Genomic DNA, 18416 nt, shown 5'->3' with positions numbered 1-18416 from the left:
AACATTAAAAAAATCAAATCTATGTTATAATAATTTTTAATAAATTATAAATAAGGAGAAATTTAATATGGATGCGTATATTTTTGACTTCGATGGGACATTAGCAAATTCGGGGAGTACGGGTATATTGGCAACACAAGCTGCTTTTCAGCAGTTTAACTTAAGTATTCCCTCAAACGAGACAATTAACTACTACACAGGTATTCCGATTGAAAAGTCTTTTAAGAAAATGGCTGTGGGGCATACATTTAAGGAAGAAGAATTTGATGAGTTGTTAAGTGCCTTTCGAAAATACTATAAGGCATATGAGCAAGAAAATCTTACACTTTTCCCTCAAATAAAAGAAGTGCTTCAAAACCTGCGCCATTCCGGTAAAAAGCTTTATGTGGTCTCAAGTAAGCACTCTACAGCTTTAAAAAGAAATTTAGAATTTCTTGAGATTGCTTCTTATTTTGAAGGTGTGATTGGTTCAGATCAAGTAGAAAATTATAAACCTGCACCAGATGGTGTACTCTACATAGTAAAACAATACGGCTTGAGTACGCATCAGACCGTAATGATTGGTGATGCCATTTTCGATATACAGATGGGGAAAGCCGCAGGAGTACAGACATGTGCTGTAACTTGGGGTGCACATGATGCTGCTGAATTAGCAGGCCAGCATCCCGACTTTTTGATAAAACAAGTAGACGAGTTGCTGAAACTTTAAGGGAGATGTATGAATAAAACTTTTAGTTATTTAACTTTAGGGGAATGAGTTTTATGATTTACAAAAAATACGGGGAAATCTTTAAAAAATTACGTGTCCAACATAAACTTTCTTTGCGTGATTTTGAGCGCATTGGTTTATCAAAGTCAACTATATCTTCCTTTGAAAATGGAAAAACACTGATTTCATTTGATAAACTAGATCTTGCCTTGCAGGAAATGCATACAACGTTCAGATCTTATATGCTGATGCTCAATAATGATGAAGAAGATTATTGGTTAAATCAGTTTAAGAAAATAGAGCAGGCTTATTTTAACAAGAACTTCTCTTTATTAAAGCAAGTCTATTTAGACAATATTGAATATGATTTAGAAGAAAATAAAGTTATTGCACTTTCTGCTAAAGCTTGTTATAGTCATTTATCTCCAGTGGAAGTTTCTTATATTGAAACCAGATTAAAAAGCTATCATATTTGGCATAGTTATGAACTCTATATTTTAGTGAATACCTTAGAGGAGATTGATCCTAGGTTATTGCAAAATCTTGTAGGGCAAATGCTTTCCCAAAACGAACATTACTTGAAAGAAATAACAGAATTTAGAAATCTGCTTATTCGTGTTGTTCTCCGAGCGACACTTGTAATGATACGTCACGGCTACAGAGATGATTCAGAACGGTTTCTCAAAGCGTTTGAAGAATTAACGATAGTCTTTGACACCTATGTTCGAATATCCTCCCTTTTTGTAAAGGGATGTTGGATATACGCGTTTGAAAACCAAATTACGGGTAAAAAACTGACTGCACGTGCTTTAAAAATATTATCCGAAATCGGTGCTTTAGAACTACGGGAAGTTTTCCAAAAAGATTTTGAGAAAATCAGCAACAAATCAAGTGCATGAATGATAAGGGACTTTTCTACATAGTCCCTCATTTTTTTAGTAGAAAAATTAAGAAAAAGAGATTACATTAGAGGAAAGCAAAAGAAGTTGGGATATGATAAAATTAACTTATACTAAATTTGATTAGAAATGGAGATATTAATGTGGCTCTAAAAATAAATAACGTGACTGGAGGCTACTTTGGTAATCCGGTTCTTGAAGATGTAAGCTTTGAGATAGCGGATGGAGAACTGGTTGGACTTATTGGTCTTAATGGTGCGGGTAAATCAACAACTATTCAGGAAATTATGGGACTGCTCACGCCTTACTCAGGTCAGATCGAATTGGATGGAATTACGCTCCAAGAAGATCTTGAAGGTTATCGTAAAAAGATTGGCTTTATTCCAGAAACACCAAGTCTTTATGAGGAACTAACTTTGCGTGAGCACATTGAGCTTACAGCTTTAGCTTATGGAGTTCCTGTAGAAGAAGCAATGCCTCGGGCAGAAGAACTCCTAAAAACCTTCCGTTTGGAAGATAAGTTAGACTGGTTCCCGGTCAATTTTTCTAAAGGAATGAAGCAAAAAGTAATGATTATTTGCGCCTTTTTGACGGATCCAAGTCTTTACATTATTGATGAACCCTTTCTAGGATTAGATCCTTTAGCGATTCAAGATTTAATCACACTTATGCTTTCCATGCGTAATGCTGGTGCTTCGATTTTGATGAGTACACATATTCTCTCAACAGCAGAGAAATTCTGTGACAAATTTGTCATCCTTCATGAAGGTAAGGTATTGATTACGGGAACGATGGAAGATTTGCGTGCCAAATTTGGCAAGGAAGATGCCAGCCTTGATGAAATTTATTTAGAATTGACGAAAGGTGTAAATGCTCATGAATAGCTTATTTGAAGAACGCCGCAAAGTATACTATCGGCAAAATCTCAAATATTTGCGTTATGTGTTTAATGATCATTTTGTTCTCTTTTTGATGATTTTATTGGGCGCTTTAGCCGTACAGTATGCTCAATTTTTACAAGCTCACAGTTTAAATACTGCTGGAAAAGTTGGTTTAGTTCTTTTAATCACCATTTTAAGTCAGATTTTTGGAAGATTGGCCAGCTTCGTGGAACCTGCGGATAAGGTGTTTCTCTTACCGCAAGAGAAAGCAGTGCGCAAACATTTACTTCTGTCTTGCTTGCGTTCGCTTCTTTTCCCTGCGCTTATTAGTCTTATTTTAGTCGGAATTGTAGCGCCTCTTTTAAAATGGTCTTTCTTCTATCTTTTGCTATGGTTTATTCTTTTAGTTTTGTTAAAAGCAGCTGGTTTAGGCCTTCGCTTACGTCAACTCATGCCCAATGGAATTATTTCTTGGGAGAGACTTATTGCTTACGAAGAAAACCGCAAAACGAATACATTACGCTTTTTTGCCCTTTTTACCAATGTTAAAGGACTGAAAACACAAAGCCGTCGTCGCAAATATTTAGATTTTCTCTTACCGAAAACGCTGCGAACCTATGAGTATCTCTTTAGTCGTGCTTTTTTGCGCTCTGGAGACTATCTCTCGCTGACGTTGCGTTTGATTGCTCTTAGTGTACTTTCTTTAATTTTTATTGGTAACCCGATTCTTGCGGTTATTTTGGCATCGGTCTTTAATTATTTGTTGCTTTTTCAACTTTTTGCCCTCCAAGATTCTTTTGAGTACCAAGTGTTGACGCGAATTTATCCACTCCGTCAATCATCAAAATTTGCAGCAATTAAAAATGTCCTCTCACGTATAATGCTTTTCGCGACAGTCGTAGAAGTCATTTTTGGTTTAGTCTTCCTGCAACCACGCCTTTATCTGATTGTACTTTTACTGGTGAATTTCCTGTTAGTGAAATTTTATATAAAAATGCGTTTGAAGGGCAAATAAAAAAACAGCTTAAGCTGTTTTTTTTTATTTTGCAATAATTTTTGTTCCATGGACAAAGTTTGTACCTGTTAAGTTTGCGTATTCTTCATAGTTATCAACAGTTACTCCACCACCAATAATTATAGCAATTCTTCCTTTCGCATATTTAATAAGATCTGCAATTTTTTCGGTATTGAGTGGCTTGTCGAGACTGTCTCCATGCATAAGAATTTTTTCGACGCCAGCTTCGACCAATGTATCGATGGCTGCATGCTGGTCCTCAATCTCATCAAAGGCCATGTGGAAGGTTACAGGAAGTCCTTGAGAGGCCACCATGAGTGTTTCAAGGGCTTCAACGTCAATTTGATTATCTTCTGTTAGAGCGCCTAAAACGAGATTTTGTGCACCAGCTTCGATAGCTTTGAGAATATCATTTTCCATGATTTTTAATTCATAAGAATTATAGACAAAATTGCCTCCACGTGGGCGGATGATAACAGCTAAGGTTGTCTTTTGGTCTCCGATAAATTCAGCGGCTTGCTGAATGACGCCATAGCTTGGTGTTGTTCCACCCACAGCAAGGTTATCACAAAGTTCAATACGCTCGACTCCTGCAGCAATTGCTTGAGGAATTTCAGTAAAATTTTCAACACAAAGTTCACGAATAATCATTGGCTTCTTTATTTCCTTTTCTGACTTTTTCTTTATTATAACAAAAAAAGTAGCTTTGCTGTTTTTAATGAATAAAAAGCTAGTGTATAGCAAACGAGGCATGCGATTTGATATAAAATACTGCATAAATAGAAAAAATATTTTCTTGGATATTTGTGATTCCTACGCTTTATGGGATTACTTGGATTCAGAAAAGTTAAAGCATCTGATGAAATGCTATAATAGGTTTATGTTAAAAAAAATTGAAAAAGCCTATGTTTATTTAGAAAAAAATCTCGAAAGTCTCAGCTTTCCTTTATGCCGCGCTTCCTTTGCTTTGGAGCCTTATGCACTGCGTTGTGAGAATAAGCATACCTTCAATTTAAATAAAAAAGGGTATGTTAACTTTTTACAAACAAAAGCAGATACGGAACATTATACAAAGAAGATGTTTGAACCCAGACGTCGCTTAATCGCTGCTGGCATGTACACACCTGTACTTAAGGAAATTGAAAAAGCCCTTTTACCTGGCAATTTGTTGGATGTGGGCACAGGTGAAGGCAAGTTTTTGGAGTTGTTGTCTTACCAAGGGAACAAATTTGGCTTTGATATTGCAAAAGATGGTATTGAAATGGCGACTGATTTGCCTTTTTCAGCTTTTCTAAGTTTGGCAGATTTGACAAGACTACCTTTTGCTGATGCTTCTATTTCGAGTGTCTTAAATATTTTTACACCTTCAAACTATAAAGAGTTTAATCGAGTGTTACAGTCAGGGGGGAATATCATCAAGATTGTACCAGATCAATATTATCTTCAAGAGTTGCGTAAAGTATATGGCTTTCCAGTTAACTATGACAATACAGAGGTTATTCAACGCTTTGAGCAGGAATATCCTAATGCCGTGGAAAAAGAACTTCATTATAGTTTTGAGATTCCTGAGGCCCTTCGTTTAGATTTTCTGGAAATGAGTCCTTTAGAATGGGCGGTATCCTCTAAGATAAAAGAAGCAGCAAGAAAAAATCCCCCCACCCAGGCAACTATTCATGTGCAAGTTTTAATCGGGCAAAAATAAAAAACCTCTTCTTGAGGTTTTTTCTGTTAGAACATAAAATTTATTATTTCATGAGGAGGTGTACAATCTTTTTGATTCCTTTTTTACAAACAAGGAAAACGATAAAACCAACAACAAGAGCAGCTGGAACAGCAACTAAACTGCTTGTCATTGTAATAAAAATATAGACCATCATTGCCATGATGACTGAAAAGCTTGCGACATTAAGAAAGAAAGTCAGCTCGTGCACACGTTTGGTAAGATGGCTTTCTTGTTCATGTAGCTCATCATATGAATAGTATTCTTGCTTCTCATAGAAATCGTTTAAATTTTTTAATTCCATAGTTTTTTTCCTAAGTTTTCCTGATAATTAAGCTCTATACTACATCATAACAAATTATGTAAATGTTTGCAATACAATTTCATGTCTTATATTACTTTTTTGTTAATCGGAAAATAAAATAAAATGAAAATCTGACGTGTCAAGAGCGATAAATAGTGATATAATTTAGTCTATGATTAAAATTACTACTACCGCAGAAAGTGTGGAGCAAGCCAAGGCTCTACTTGCTGCTGGAACTGACAACCTTTATATTGGTGAAGCCGAGTTTGGGTTACGCTTACCTACAGCGCTTAGCTACGATGAAATTCGTGAGATTACAGCTCTTGCACATGAAGCAGGAAAAACAGTGACTGTTGCTGTAAATGCATTGATGCACGTTGATATGATGGCTAAAATAAAACCCTACTTAGACTTCTTGCAAGATATTCAAGTAGATCGCATAGCCGTAGGAGATGCAGGAGTTATCTTCGTGCTTCAAAGAGACAAATATGACTTGCCTTTTACTTATGATGCTTCTACCATGGTGACTTCAAGCCGCCAAATCAACTTCTGGGCGGGCCAAGGTGCTGTCGAAGCTGTGTTAGCACGCGAGCTTCCCAAACCGGAACTTGAAGCCATGACAGGAAACTTAGATGTACCCGGCGAGGTATTGGTTTATGGAGCAACTGTTATCCATCAAAGTAAACGTCCTTTAGTGCAAAATTACTACAATTTTATTAAGACAGAAGAGACAGGAAAAGATCGTGAACGTAATCTTTTTGTTTCGGAACCCAAAAAGGAAGATACCCACTATAGTATCTTTGAAGACAATCATGGTACACACATTTTTGCTAACGATGATCTTAATATGATGAGCGAGCTCTCGGAACTGGTAAAAATGGGCTTTGACCATTGGAAACTGGACGGTATTTTTACACGCGGTGCGGATTTTGTGGCCATTACGAAGTTGTTTGTAGAAGCGAAAAAGGCCATTGAAGCAGGAAATTTCACTGCAGATAAGGCCTTTCAGCTTGAAGAAGAAGTGCGTAAACTTCATCCAGCAGGCCGTACTTTATCACATGGTTTCTATGACTTAGACCCAGGTAAAATTAAATGATGAAAGCTTTGTATTTTGAAGAATTTGGGGATAGTGATGTCCTTCAATATGGCAAAGTTCCCTTGCCACAAGTGCTAGAAGATGAAGTTTTAGTCAAAACGGCATATATTGGTCTCAATTTTGCAGATATTTATCGTCGCCGAGGAGGCTATCATATCGAGGAACATCATCCTTATATTAATGGATACGAAGGTTCTGGTGAAATTGTCGAAGGGAAGCAGAAAGGAAGAAAAGTTCTTTTTGTCGATGTTCCCTTTGCTAATGCTGAATATGTTGCTGTGCCTAAAGAAAAGCTGATTTATTTGCCTGATAATATTGATTTAAAGTTAGCCGCCAGTATTGGTCTTCAAGGTTTGACTGCAGATTTCTTAGCGCATGATTTAGGGAAAAATCAAATAGGGGACAAAGTATTTGTTACAGGAATTAGCGGTGGTGTCGGGCAGATCTTGTCTCAAATTCTTGTGGCAGATGGTATGGAAGTATATGGTACGGCATCAAATGCAGAAAAACAAGCTTTGGCCCTTTCTCGTGGAGTGCGTCAAGTCTATCCAAGCCGAACGGATGAGTGGCGACAAGCGTTGTCTATTAAATTTGATACGGTTTATGATGGTGTGGGCAGCACTGTGAATAAAAATTTAGAGCTTTTGAGGAACAGAGGAAGCCTGATTTTCTTTGGTATGGCGGGAGGCAATCCACCACAAATTGATCTCGTGAAGATGATGTCTCAATCCAAAAATATCCTAACGGGTGACTTATGGGATTTTTTGACCAGCTTTTCTGAAAGGGAACGCCGAAGTCAGCGTCTCTTTGATTACTTTGAAAGAGGAAAAGTTGAAACAGCGGAAGCAATTGTATTTCCCTTATCTGAAGGTAAGGAAGCTCATCAGTATTTAGAGTCTGGAAAAAATATTGGCAAAGTTTTATTAAAACCATAGTTTATTTTATTAAAGAAGTTTTGGTCGGCAGACCTTATCAAAAATCTTATCTTGAAAATAGGAGAAAAAATGCAAGAAAATTATACAAGACCTGAGGTACTTTCACCTGCAGGCACACTGGAAAAACTTAAAGTAGCGATTGATTATGGCGCAGATGCTGTATATATCGGTGGACAAGCCTACGGTTTGCGATCACGCGCAGGTAACTTTACCTTTGATGAGATGCGTGAAGGCGTAGAGTATGCTTCAGCCCACAATGCTAAGGTATATGTTGCGGCCAATATGGTCACACACGAAGGGAATGAGGAAGGTGCAGGCGAATGGTTCCGTACACTGCGTGATTTAGGAATTTCTGCAGTGATCGTTTCGGATCCTGCATTGATAGCAATTTGTGCAGCTGAAGCACCAGGTTTACCAATTCATCTCTCTACGCAGTCTTCAGCAACGAATTACGAAACTTTAGAATTCTGGCAAGGTTTAGGACTGGAACGTGTCGTCTTAGCCCGTGAAGTTTCTATGGAAGAATTAGCAGAAATCCGAAAACATACATCTGTGGAAATTGAAGCCTTTGTCCATGGTGCTATGTGTATTTCTTATAGTGGACGCTGTGTACTTTCAAACTATATGAGCATGCGTGATGCCAACCGCGGTGGCTGTTCACAATCATGCCGTTGGAAATATGACCTCTATGATATGCCTTTTGGTAGTGAGCGCAAATCAATCAAAGGTGAAATTCCCGAAGAATTTTCAATGTCTGCTGTTGATATGAGCATGATTGAACATATTCCTGATATGATCAAAAATGGTGTAAATTCCTTGAAAATTGAAGGACGTATGAAATCTATTCACTATGTTTCAACAGTTTCAAATGTTTACAAAGCGGCCATTGATGCTTATCTAGAAAGTCCGGAAAAGTTTGAGGCTATTAAGCCAGATTTGGTTGATGAACTTTGGAAAGTGGCGCAACGTGAATTGGATACAGGCTTTTATTATGGTATTCCTGATGAAAATAAACAACTTTTTGGTGCACGTCGTAAAATTCCAGAATACAAGTTTATTGGCGAAGTTGTTGCTTACGATGAAGACAGTAAGGTTGCGACGATTCGTCAACGGAACGTCATTACAGAAGGTGATACGATTGAATTTTATGGGCCTGGCTTCCGTCATTCTGAAACAACAATTAAAAACTTACGTTTGGCAGAAACAGGAGAATCTATCGACCGTGCACCAAATCCAATGACCCTTTTACATATTGATGTGGAAACGCCTGTACAACCTGGAGATATGATCCGTAAATCAGGTGCAGGCTTAATCAATCTTTACGAAAAATCAGGTGCGGCTAAAACAGTGCGTGCTTAAAAAGATCAAATAGAGGAGCGTAATGACAGAAAAGACAAGATTAGGCGTTTATTTTGGTACTTTTGCTCCTTTTCATAAGGGGCACCAGCAACAGATTTACAAGTGTGCTGCACTTAATGATCAGGTTCTCTTAGTCGTATCAGGCTATACTCATGATCGAGGTGATAAGATTGGCTTGCCTCTAACCCTACGTTATCACTATTTACAGGAAGCTTTTGCTGATGAAGAGGACATTGAGGTTGCAATGTTAGATGAAACGGATTTACCTCCGATGCCACAAGGATGGGATGCTTGGTTTAAACGTTTGTTTGACTTATTAAAAAATTACCAGAGCCAGGAAATTACTTTTTATGTGGGAGAGCCGGAATATGTAACTGAGCTCAGTGCACGTTTTCCGCAAGATTTGCGTACCTATAAGGTAGAAATGGCTGATAGGCAAGATATTAAGATATCCGCAACAGACATACGTGAAAATCCATTGTTGCACTGGAACGAGATAAATCCCGCTTTTCGTAGACATTTCACTAAAATTGTTGGTATAATTGGTGGCCGACAAAGTGGTAAATCAACCTTGGCTAGACGTTTAGCACGTACTTTTAACAATGCCCCCTTTGCAAAGGATATTGAACAGGCTATCACTTCAGCCGGAAATCAAGGTATAATCTTTATTGATAATACTCTATCTCCGGATATGGATCTGGTGCTTTTAATTCCATCTGATAATGACGAAGCACTTTTAAGGGAGATAGCAGAGCAAGGACTTGCTGAAAAAGTTGTACGTTTAGATGATGAAGAAACGACGCGTGACACACGCGCTTATCTCGGGCGCTATTATCATGCTATTGATGCAATTAGTCAGTATACAGGGATTCAAATTGACCGTTTAAAATATTAGGAGAGGAAACATGGTTAACCAAAAGTTATCAAGTGCCGAAGCCTATACATGGCAAGTAATTCAAGAGCATTATGATGAAATTCCCCAACTTTCTATTACAGATTTGGCAGAATTAGCTCATTGCTCTTTATCAACGATTAATCGCACAGTGAGGAAAAAAGGTTTTTCGGGCTATGCCGAATTTCGCTATTCGATAAAAGAAAAGCCACTTCCCAATATTAATGGTTTTTCAAATGAAGTTTTGGCCGCAATTGGTAAAAACGAAGAAGAACTCCTACGGACCATTCATAATATTTCGGCTCCTGCTATTGAACAAGCCGTGCGTGCTATTGACCAAGCTGGTGAGATCATTCTCTTTGCGCGTGGTCTTTCCACTCATGCTGCTGTAGAGATGATGAAGAAGCTTCAACTTTTCCATAAGCCAGTGACACTTCATGATGACTATAAATATATGACTTATTATGCAAGTTTTGTCAAAGAGAACAGCTTAATCATCAATTTGTCCTTGAGTGGCGAAACTTTAGAACTGATTGAAGCAACCGAAGTGGCAAAAACCCATGGTGCAAAAATTTTGACCTTGACTGTAACGGAGCAAAGTCCATTAGTACGTCTTGCAGATGTCTCCCTAATTGGCTATAAAAGCTCTTTAGAAGTTAATTATTTTGATCTTGATGTCCATAGTCGACTGCCCCTGTATATTTTAGTACGTGTCCTCTTTGATGCTTACTCTATTTATAAAAAACAATGAAAAACAAATAATAAGCAAAGCCAAGGAGCTTTGCTTTTATTATCGTTCTTTTTGCTTTAGCAAATTAGAACGATAATACGCAGGGAGCGAAGCGAGTTGTGAACAACATAAAGTTCTTTTTGCTTTAGCAAATTAGAACGATAATACGCAGGGAGCGAAGCGAGTTGTGAACCACAACTTACATTCTTAGCTTTTGTAAGCGGTGTTTTAGGAAGTATTTCCTGCCTTCTTTACCCAATGGGAAACTTTTCCAAATAAGAAAATGCTATCATATTAATGTAAGCGATTTCGGTGTAAGGGAATCGAAAAAGGAGGTTCCCGATGGAGGGAGGAAAAATGAAACAAAGAATTTCGTATGCTTTAGGTGCTTTGGGTCACGATACCTATTATGCAGCAATTAGCGTGTTCTTTATTGCTTTTGTTACGAGTCAAATGTTTGCAGGTAGTGAACATAAAGATGCAATGATTGCCCTTGTGACATCACTTGTCGTCATTATTCGATTGGTAGAAATTGTTTTTGATCCCATTATTGGGAGTATTATTGACAACACACGCACGCGTTGGGGAAAATTTAAACCTTGGTTGGTTGCTGGCGGTTTAATATCATCTGTAATGATTGTATTGATGTTTTCAGACTTCTTTGGATTAGCCAAAAGTTCAAATACAACCTTATTTATTATTGTCTTTATCATTTCTTTTGTTATTCTGGATGCTTTTTATTCCTTCAAGGACATTGCCTTTTGGTCAATGATTCCTGCGCTCTCTGAAAAGAATGAAGAACGTGAGTCACTCGGAACATTTGCCCGTTTTGGTTCAGCTATTGGTGCTCAAGGAACAACTATTCTCGTTATCCCGATTACCTATGGATTCACTCAACTCATGACGGGGCACCATGCCCAAGGTGCATCAGGTTGGTTTGCATTTGGTGTCATTGCTGCGATTGTTTCAGGTGGAACAGCCTTAATTACAGCTTGGGGTACCCAAGAAAAGGATTCTGTTATCCGTCAACAATCACAAAAAACAACAACCATTGATGTGTTTAAAGCTTTATTGAAAAATGATCAGCTGATGTGGTTGTCATTGTCTTATATCTTGTTTGCTTTAGCCTATGTCGCAACAACAGCAACTTTGATTTTGATGTTTACCTTCGTTTTAGGACAAGCTGCACTGTATTCAATTACAGGGATTGTCGGCTTTATCGGCTCTATCGTCTTAGTACCACTGTTCCCTGTCTTAGCGAAGAAATTTGGCCGTCGTAAAGTTTTGACAGGTGCAATTCTCTCGATGCTTGTCGGTTATGCTTTCTTTATCTTTGGAAGTTCAGTGCCAATGACAATTCTCGGTCTTATCTTTCTGACTACACCTTATCAGCTTGTGTTCTTATCAGTTTTGATGACAATCACAGACTCTGTAGAATATGGTCAATGGAAAAATGGTGTGCGTAATGAAGCAGTCACTTTGGCAATGCGTCCGTTACTGGATAAAATTGCTGGTGCTTTCTCAAATGGGATCTTTGGGTTTGTGGCGATTGCAGCTGGTATGACCGGATCAACTTTTGATCCACATAAAGTTTACGGGGTAACGACCTTTAAGCTTTATGCCTTCGCTCTTCCAGCCGTTCTGATGATTATCTCACTCACGATTTATCTTCTTAAGGTAAAATTAACAGAGAAACGTCATAAAGAAATTGTTGCAGAACTCGAAAATAAATTAAAATAAAGATAAGGACTAGCGGTGACGCTAGCTCTCCTTATTTAAAGACAGGTGAATTATGGAAATAACAACAAAAGACTTTGGCTTAGGCGCGCATTTGATTTGTTTAACAAACAAGGCAGGAGATACGCTCTCATTGAGCAATTACGGTGCCCGAATCGTGGATTGGACAGTCAATGGTAAGAAAATCGTTTTGGGCTTTGATTCTACACAAGAATATGTCGAAAAAGATAACTATCCTGGTGCCACAATTGGCCGAACAGCTGGCCGTATCAAAAACGGTCAAGTGAAGATAGCAGGCAAGAACGTACAATTGCAACAAAATGAAGCTGCGCAAACCTTACATGGAGGGCAAGATTCCTTTGAAAGTAAACTCTGGCAGTTTGAAGTTTTTCAAGAAGCAGAACAAGCAAAAGTTCAATTTTACTTGACGTCAAACGATGGTGAAAATGGCTATCCAGGACAGATACAAGTCACTGTGACTCACAGTTTTGATGAAAATGGCGCTTGGTCCATTGAATATGATGCCGTTTCTGATAAAGACACGGTGTTTAACCCTACAGGTCATGTTTACTTTAATTTGTCCGGAGATGTAGGTCAAAGTATAGACAACCATTTCTTGCGTTTAGGCGCCTCTCGTTTTGTTCCTTTGTTAGACAAGAGCGAGGTAGTACATGGAGATATTGCGGAGTTAGCGGGTACAGACTTAGATTTGCGTTCAGGCAAAAGGCTCTCGGAAGTCTTTCAAAGTACTATGGAGCAAGTGATTTTGGTTGATGGCCTTGATCATCCTTTCCTTTTAGATGAGCCAAGCATAGAGAAGGAGCAAGCACGTTTAAGCTTTGAAGAGTTAAGTATCTCTGTTTATACTGATCGTCCAAGTATTGTTATTTTTTCAGCAAATTTTGGCGAATCTGGTGCAGTATATCAAGGGAAAAAAGAAGTAAATCATGGCGGAATCACTTTTGAAACACAAGTGGCGCCAGGCAGTCAACAAATTCCGGAGTTGGGTGATATCACACTCAAAGCAGGTGAGAAATACTATTCAAAAACAATTTATAAACTCCATAAAGAAGAGAAAAAATGAGGAAAAGAAAATGACAACAATCGTGGAAAACAGTAAAGTTTTAACAGCATTAACAAACAGTTTTGAAAAAGTATTTGGGGATACAGAAAATGTGGAATACTTCTTTTCGCCAGGTCGTATTAACTTGATTGGTGAACATACCGACTATAATGGCGGCTACGTCTTCCCAGCCTCAATTACAATTGGGACAACAGGTTTGGCCCGTTTACGTGAAGATACAAAAATCCGACTTTTTTCACAAAACTTTCCAGAAGCAGGTCTTATCGAATTTGATTTAACAGAGGTCAAGGAAAAAGATGATGACAGTTGGTCAAATTACGTTAAAGGAATGATAGTGATGCTTCAAGGTGCAGGCTATACCATCGATAAAGGTTTTGAACTACTTATCAATGGTGAAATTCCAACAGCTTCTGGTTTATCATCTTCAGCTTCTTTGGAACTTTTAGTCGGTGTAGTTTTAGACGACCTGTTTAATTTACAAGTCCCACGCTTGGAGTTGGTACAACTCGGACAAAAAACGGAAAATGAATTTATTGGCGTCAACTCTGGTATTTTAGACCAATTTGCGATTGGTTTTGGTGAAGTGAAAAAAGCGATTTTATTGGACTGTAATACTCTTAAGTATGAAATGGTGCCGGTAGAATTACGTGATTATGATATTGTCATCATGAACACAAACAAACCACGTGCTTTAACAGAATCAAAATATAATGAGCGTTTTGCTGAAACACGTGAAGCATTGAAACGTATGCAAAGTAAATTAGCTATTGAATCACTGGGTGAACTTTCTAATGAGGAATTTGATGCCAATACAGACTTGATTGGTGATGAAACCCTGATTAAACGTGCGCGCCATGCCGTATATGAAAATAACCGTACAAAAATAGCACAAAAAGCTTTTGTTGCTGGTAATTTGACAAAGTTTGGTGAATTACTTAATGCTTCACACGCTTCCCTCAAAGACGACTATGAAGTGACTGGGATTGAACTTGATACGCTGGCTGAAACCGCACAAAAACAAGCAGGTGTATTAGGCGCACGTATGACAGGTGCAGGCTTTGGCGGTTGTGCAATTGCTTTAGTCGCTCATGATAAAGTCGCAGATTTTGAAGAAGCAGTTGGAGCGGAATATGAAAAAGTAGTTGGCTATCCAGCAAGCTTTTATGTCGCCCAAATTGGTTCAGGATCAACAAAACTGGATGTGGAGTAGGAAAAGTAAAAATGGAAAAATATCAAGCTGTTCAAGAATTTATTAATTTAGCAGAAAAAAATCATCGAATTGAAACGCTTGATAAAATATATTGGCGTAATCAATTACTCCATTTCTTGGGGATGAACGATTGGGACGAACCACAAGTTACAGAAGAACATGATGCACTAACTTTAATGGATCAGCTCATGATCCTTGCACGCGACAATCAAGCTTTTTCGCCAGAAGAAGAAGAATTTTATGAAGCGGCTCTGATGGACTTTATTAGTCCAACACCAAGTCAAATTAATCGTGAGTTCTGGAAGAATTATCAAGAGAGTCCTAAAAAAGCAACAGATTATTTTTATGGACTGACTCAGGAAATTAATCAGGTCAAGACGAGAGATATCGCAAAAAATATCGCCTTTAATTATCACTCAAAATATGGCGATTTAGAAATCACAATCAATCTCTCAAAACCGGAGAAAGATCCAAAAGCTATCGCTGCAGCTAAATTAGTCAAGGATTCTAGTTATCCAGCCTGTGCGCTCTGTATTGAAAACGAAGGGCTTTATGGTGGAGGGAATAAAGCTGCACGAAGCAATCATCGCCTCATCCGTTTAAAATTACAGGATGAAGAATGGGGCTTTCAGTATTCACCTTATGCTTATTATAATGAACACTCAATTGTGCTTAACAACTTGCACAAGCCAATGAAAATTAATCGCCAATCTTTTAGTAATCTCTTGGACTTTTTGGATTTGTTCCCTCACTATATGATTGGATCCAATGCTGATTTACCAATTGTTGGGGGGTCTATTTTGACCCATGATCACTATCAAGCAGGACGTCATGAATTTCCGATGGCTAAAGCTAAGTTAAGAGAACAAGTAGCCTTTAAAGCTTTTCCAGAAGTAGCAGTTGGCATTGTGAATTGGCCTATGAGTGTGTTACGTTTGTCTTCTGAGGACAAAGGGCAGCTTTTGACACTTGCGGACTACATTTTGAAGAAATGGCAACAGTATTCGGATACAAGCATTGATGTCATTGCTCATTCTGCTGATGGTACGCCACACCATACGATTACGCCAATCGCTCGTAAACGTGAGGGGGCTTACGAGATGGATTTAGTCTTGCGAGACAATAATGTTAATGAAACATATCCTGATGGGATTTTTCATCCTCATGCAGACCTGCATCATATCAAGAAAGAAAATATTGGCCTGATTGAGGTCATGGGTTTGGCTGTTTTACCTCCGCGATTGAAAAATGAACTGCAAGAAGTGAAACAGTATCTCTTAGGAAAGCCACATCATATGAAAGATATGCACTTACCTTGGGCACAAGAGTTAAAAAATCAAGGGGGGGTTACTGAAGAAAATGTCTCAGAGTATGTCCGTGAAGCAGTTGGAGCTGTCTTTACAAGAGTATTGCAAGACGCGGGAGTATTTAAAGATGACAAAGCAGGATATGCCGGGTTTAAGCGCTTCATTGATTTTATAAATGAATAAGGTTATACTTGTAAGTGATTGATAAATAGTATTTAAAAACTTTGTACATCAAAGTAATGGAGGATAAATAAATGACAGTCTTAGTACTTGGAGGCGCAGGTTATGTAGGTAGCCATGCTGTTGATATTCTAGTATCACGTGGTTATGATGTGGCCGTTGTAGACAATCTTGTGACAGGACATCGTGAAGCTGTCCCAGCAGATGTACGCTTCTATGAAGGAGATGTGCGCGATCAAGCTTTTTTGGCTGATGTTTTTACAAAAGAAAAAGATATCGAAGGTTTAATGCACTTTTGTGCCTATTCATTGGTGGGTGAATCAATGCAAAAACCCCTGATGTATTTTAATAATAATGTTGGTGGGGCACAGGTTATTCTTGAAACCATGGAAAAATTTGGTATTAAGCATATTGTCTTTTCGAGTACGGCTGCAACTTTTGGAATACCCGAAGAAAGCCCTATTTCTGAAAAAACTCCACAAAAACCAATCAATCCTTATGGCGAAAGCAAACTCATCATGGAAAAAATGATGAAGTGGCAATCAGAGGCAACGGATATGACTTATGTAGCACTGCGCTACTTCAATGTTGCTGGTGCTAAACATGACGGAAGCATTGGTGAAGCACATAAAAATGAAACGCATTTGATTCCGCTTATTTTACAAACAGCTTTAGGCCAACGTGAGTTTATCACTATCTATGGCGATGATTACAATACGCCTGATGGTACATGCGTACGTGACTATATTGACATGGAAGATTTGATTGAAGCACACATCAAAGCCTTAGAATATCTTAAAGCGGGCGGTGCTTCGGATCAGTTTAATCTTGGCTCTTCAAAAGGCTACTCTAACCTTGAGGTCTTGGAAACTGCACGCCGTGTTACCGGTAAAGAAATTCCATCACAAATGGGAGAACGTCGTCCTGGCGATCCAGATATGTTGGTGGCAGACTCGACGAAAGCAGGAGAAGTCTTGGATTGGCACGTGAAAAATAATTTAGAATATATTATCGAGAATGCTTGGAAATGGCATAGTAATAATCCAACAGGTTACGAAAAATAGCATTAGAAAAGCCCGGTCCTATCTATAACCGTGGCTTTTTCTTGAATCATTTATCTAAGTTTTTCCCATATTTTTTCCCATTCTGTTATTGTTTTTCATCATTTTGGGGAGTTATCTCTTTATCAATAGAAGAAATATTAATTTGTCCCTTATGGTCGAATAATCTTTTTATACTATCTATCTGCTTTACAATATTCTCATCAATAGCGTGCCCATAAATCTTAATTAACATCATCATATCTTTATGACCTAGTAATTTTGAAACTACGTCCATGGAATATCCTTTAGCAAGAAGAACTGATCCAAAAGTGTGCCTTGCTCCTTTTGTGGTAATGACGGGCTCTATTTTGAGAGACTTTAAAACTTTTGCAAGATGGTAATTTATGGCCATACTATGAGGAACTCCATGGGGGTTATATGGATGATAAAATATCATGTCATATTGATTTTCATAATCAAGGGTTTCTAAAATAAAATTTTGCTGTTTCTGAAGCTCTTTTAAAATTTCTAGGTCGCTAGGACTAATTGGAACTTTTCTTATTGAAGTTTCGGTTTTTGCAGGGACATACTTGTTTATGTTGGTGTTAAAACGTCTATGATTATTAAAGTAACCTGTTTTAAAATCTATATCATGCCATGTTAAGCCGACAAGCTCACCATATCTAAAGCCTGTGCGGAATAAAAAATATAAGATATGGTTATGTGATGATTTTTTATAATCAAGATTTTTACGAAAATAATTAACTACCTTATCATAGTCTGCAAGGCTGTGAAGATATTTTTCATCAGCAGTTTGTGGTGTGAAATTAGATTGAATCACAACATTGACAGTGAAATCTTTGATAAAGACATCATCATCTTTAACCATTTCAATAGTTTGCCTAATTACAGAGTTAACACGAATAAGAGTATTATAGCTAACTTTGTCTTCAGTACCTAATTTATTCATTATTTTTTGATATTGGCTTGGCTTAATACTTGTTATGGGAATACCATCAAAATTATTTTTGATAATTTTTCCAAAGTAGCGATATTTATAGAGTGTCTGTTCAGAACGTCCACTATGAAGAACCTTTAGGTTATACCATTCTTGATAAAGTGTAGGCAAATCAGTTTTTTTATCAATAGTTAGTCCAGTTTTAAACTCTCTGAGAATAGAGAGACCATCTATTTGAGCTTCTTTCTTAGTAGAAAATCCACTTTTTGATTTTAAAGTCTTATCAGCGTGACGTATTTCATAAGCCCAAGTAGTTCCCTTTTTAGATTTTCTCTGTCTGTACCTAATAGAAGCCAT

The 18416-nt window shown here is 37.8% G+C and carries 18 protein-coding genes; 15 read left to right on the top strand and 3 right to left on the bottom strand.

Annotation, left to right across the window (positions count from 1 at the left end):
- Positions 1-67: 67 nt before the first annotated feature.
- The 4 genes from BZZ03_RS08395 to BZZ03_RS08380 all read left to right on the top strand — a co-directional run bounded on the left by BZZ03_RS08395 (position 68) and on the right by BZZ03_RS08380 (position 3504).
- Complete coding sequence (locus BZZ03_RS08395) at positions 68-709, top strand: HAD family hydrolase (protein WP_061414341.1); 642 nt, start codon at positions 68-70, stop codon at positions 707-709.
- A gap of 53 nt (positions 710-762) precedes the next feature.
- Positions 763-1608, top strand: coding sequence for an Rgg/GadR/MutR family transcriptional regulator (locus BZZ03_RS08390; protein ID WP_086583004.1), 846 nt, complete (start codon positions 763-765; stop codon positions 1606-1608).
- Between the two features lie 143 nt (positions 1609-1751).
- A complete protein-coding gene (locus BZZ03_RS08385; protein ID WP_269843670.1) occupies positions 1752-2492 on the top strand; it encodes an ABC transporter ATP-binding protein in 741 nt (246 codons plus the stop codon).
- Complete coding sequence (locus BZZ03_RS08380; RefSeq protein ID WP_046400828.1) at positions 2485-3504, top strand: ABC transporter permease; 1020 nt, start codon at positions 2485-2487, stop codon at positions 3502-3504. The genes BZZ03_RS08385 and BZZ03_RS08380 overlap by 8 nt, the downstream gene beginning before the upstream one ends.
- Before the next feature lie 24 nt (positions 3505-3528).
- On the opposite strand, the gene BZZ03_RS08375 is transcribed toward BZZ03_RS08380, so the two are convergent.
- Positions 3529-4155: a copper homeostasis protein CutC gene (locus BZZ03_RS08375; RefSeq protein WP_086583002.1), complete on the bottom strand. Its 627-nt coding sequence runs from the start codon at positions 4153-4155 to the stop codon at positions 3529-3531.
- Positions 4156-4384: 229 nt separating this feature from the next.
- Between BZZ03_RS08375 and BZZ03_RS08370 the strand changes: the two genes are divergently transcribed.
- Positions 4385-5206, top strand: coding sequence for a putative RNA methyltransferase (locus BZZ03_RS08370; RefSeq protein ID WP_086583001.1), 822 nt, complete (start codon positions 4385-4387; stop codon positions 5204-5206).
- Between the two features lie 43 nt (positions 5207-5249).
- Here the strand turns inward: BZZ03_RS08370 and BZZ03_RS08365 are convergent, their stop codons facing one another.
- The gene (locus BZZ03_RS08365; RefSeq protein ID WP_019294186.1) at positions 5250-5528 is read right to left on the bottom strand and encodes a DUF3270 domain-containing protein; all 279 of its coding nucleotides are present in this window, start codon (positions 5526-5528) and stop codon (positions 5250-5252) included.
- A 172-nt stretch (positions 5529-5700) separates the two neighbouring features.
- On the opposite strand from BZZ03_RS08365, the gene BZZ03_RS08360 reads away from it, so the two are divergent.
- The 10 genes from BZZ03_RS08360 to galE all read left to right on the top strand — a co-directional run bounded on the left by BZZ03_RS08360 (position 5701) and on the right by galE (position 17122).
- Positions 5701-6624, top strand: a complete 924-nt coding sequence (locus tag BZZ03_RS08360; RefSeq protein WP_019294185.1) for a peptidase U32 family protein — start codon at positions 5701-5703, stop codon at positions 6622-6624.
- On the top strand, positions 6621-7559 hold the full coding sequence (locus BZZ03_RS08355) for a zinc-binding dehydrogenase (RefSeq protein WP_080941220.1): 939 nt from the start codon (positions 6621-6623) through the stop codon (positions 7557-7559). Before BZZ03_RS08360 ends, BZZ03_RS08355 begins: the two co-directional genes overlap by 4 nt.
- Positions 7560-7628: 69 nt before the next feature.
- Positions 7629-8918, top strand: a complete 1290-nt coding sequence (locus tag BZZ03_RS08350; RefSeq protein WP_003133356.1) for a peptidase U32 family protein — start codon at positions 7629-7631, stop codon at positions 8916-8918.
- A 22-nt stretch (positions 8919-8940) separates the two neighbouring features.
- Entirely contained in the window at positions 8941-9813 is an 873-nt protein-coding gene (locus BZZ03_RS08345) for an adenylyltransferase/cytidyltransferase family protein (protein ID WP_086583000.1), read from the top strand.
- 10 nt (positions 9814-9823) lie between these two features.
- Positions 9824-10561: a MurR/RpiR family transcriptional regulator gene (locus tag BZZ03_RS08340; protein WP_019292217.1), complete on the top strand. Its 738-nt coding sequence runs from the start codon at positions 9824-9826 to the stop codon at positions 10559-10561.
- Between the two features lie 321 nt (positions 10562-10882).
- Positions 10883-12280, top strand: coding sequence for a glycoside-pentoside-hexuronide (GPH):cation symporter (locus BZZ03_RS08335; RefSeq protein WP_086582999.1), 1398 nt, complete (start codon positions 10883-10885; stop codon positions 12278-12280).
- 52 nt (positions 12281-12332) lie between these two features.
- A complete protein-coding gene (locus BZZ03_RS08330) occupies positions 12333-13361 on the top strand; it encodes an aldose epimerase family protein (RefSeq protein WP_086582998.1) in 1029 nt (342 codons plus the stop codon).
- A 10-nt stretch (positions 13362-13371) separates the two neighbouring features.
- On the top strand, positions 13372-14571 hold the full coding sequence (locus BZZ03_RS08325; protein WP_086582997.1) for a galactokinase: 1200 nt from the start codon (positions 13372-13374) through the stop codon (positions 14569-14571).
- Positions 14572-14582: 11 nt separating this feature from the next.
- On the top strand, positions 14583-16061 hold the full coding sequence (gene galT / locus BZZ03_RS08320) for a UDP-glucose--hexose-1-phosphate uridylyltransferase (RefSeq protein WP_086582996.1): 1479 nt from the start codon (positions 14583-14585) through the stop codon (positions 16059-16061).
- Positions 16062-16132: 71 nt separating this feature from the next.
- Entirely contained in the window at positions 16133-17122 is a 990-nt protein-coding gene (galE, locus tag BZZ03_RS08315) for a UDP-glucose 4-epimerase GalE (RefSeq protein WP_086582995.1), read from the top strand.
- A gap of 85 nt (positions 17123-17207) precedes the next feature.
- Here the strand turns inward: galE and BZZ03_RS08310 are convergent, their stop codons facing one another.
- Positions 17208-18416: a tyrosine-type recombinase/integrase gene (locus BZZ03_RS08310; RefSeq protein ID WP_086582994.1), complete on the bottom strand. Its 1209-nt coding sequence runs from the start codon at positions 18414-18416 to the stop codon at positions 17208-17210.

Source organism: Lactococcus petauri (assembly GCF_002154895.1).
GTDB classification, from domain to species: Bacteria; Bacillota; Bacilli; order Lactobacillales; family Streptococcaceae; genus Lactococcus; species Lactococcus petauri.
This window is presented reverse-complemented; position numbering and strand designations above follow the sequence as displayed.

Bases quoted from the DNA above. Each gene is read 5' to 3' on its own strand.
- BZZ03_RS08395 (WP_061414341.1), top strand. From the start codon at position 68: ATGGATGCGTATATTTTTGACTTCGATGGGACATTAGCAAATTCGGGG.
- BZZ03_RS08390 (WP_086583004.1), top strand. From the start codon at position 763: ATGATTTACAAAAAATACGGGGAAATCTTTAAAAAATTACGTGTCCAA.
- BZZ03_RS08380 (WP_046400828.1), top strand. From the start codon at position 2,485: ATGAATAGCTTATTTGAAGAACGCCGCAAAGTATACTATCGGCAAAAT.
- BZZ03_RS08375 (WP_086583002.1), bottom strand. From the start codon at position 4,155: ATGATTATTCGTGAACTTTGTGTTGAAAATTTTACTGAAATTCCTCAA.
- BZZ03_RS08370 (WP_086583001.1), top strand. From the start codon at position 4,385: ATGTTAAAAAAAATTGAAAAAGCCTATGTTTATTTAGAAAAAAATCTC.
- BZZ03_RS08365 (WP_019294186.1), bottom strand. From the start codon at position 5,528: ATGGAATTAAAAAATTTAAACGATTTCTATGAGAAGCAAGAATACTAT.
- BZZ03_RS08360 (WP_019294185.1), top strand. From the start codon at position 5,701: ATGATTAAAATTACTACTACCGCAGAAAGTGTGGAGCAAGCCAAGGCT.
- BZZ03_RS08355 (WP_080941220.1), top strand. From the start codon at position 6,621: ATGATGAAAGCTTTGTATTTTGAAGAATTTGGGGATAGTGATGTCCTT.
- BZZ03_RS08350 (WP_003133356.1), top strand. From the start codon at position 7,629: ATGCAAGAAAATTATACAAGACCTGAGGTACTTTCACCTGCAGGCACA.
- BZZ03_RS08345 (WP_086583000.1), top strand. From the start codon at position 8,941: ATGACAGAAAAGACAAGATTAGGCGTTTATTTTGGTACTTTTGCTCCT.
- BZZ03_RS08340 (WP_019292217.1), top strand. From the start codon at position 9,824: ATGGTTAACCAAAAGTTATCAAGTGCCGAAGCCTATACATGGCAAGTA.
- BZZ03_RS08335 (WP_086582999.1), top strand. From the start codon at position 10,883: ATGGAGGGAGGAAAAATGAAACAAAGAATTTCGTATGCTTTAGGTGCT.
- BZZ03_RS08330 (WP_086582998.1), top strand. From the start codon at position 12,333: ATGGAAATAACAACAAAAGACTTTGGCTTAGGCGCGCATTTGATTTGT.
- BZZ03_RS08325 (WP_086582997.1), top strand. From the start codon at position 13,372: ATGACAACAATCGTGGAAAACAGTAAAGTTTTAACAGCATTAACAAAC.
- galT (WP_086582996.1), top strand. From the start codon at position 14,583: ATGGAAAAATATCAAGCTGTTCAAGAATTTATTAATTTAGCAGAAAAA.
- galE (WP_086582995.1), top strand. From the start codon at position 16,133: ATGACAGTCTTAGTACTTGGAGGCGCAGGTTATGTAGGTAGCCATGCT.
- BZZ03_RS08310 (WP_086582994.1), bottom strand. From the start codon at position 18,416: ATGGCTTCTATTAGGTACAGACAGAGAAAATCTAAAAAGGGAACTACT.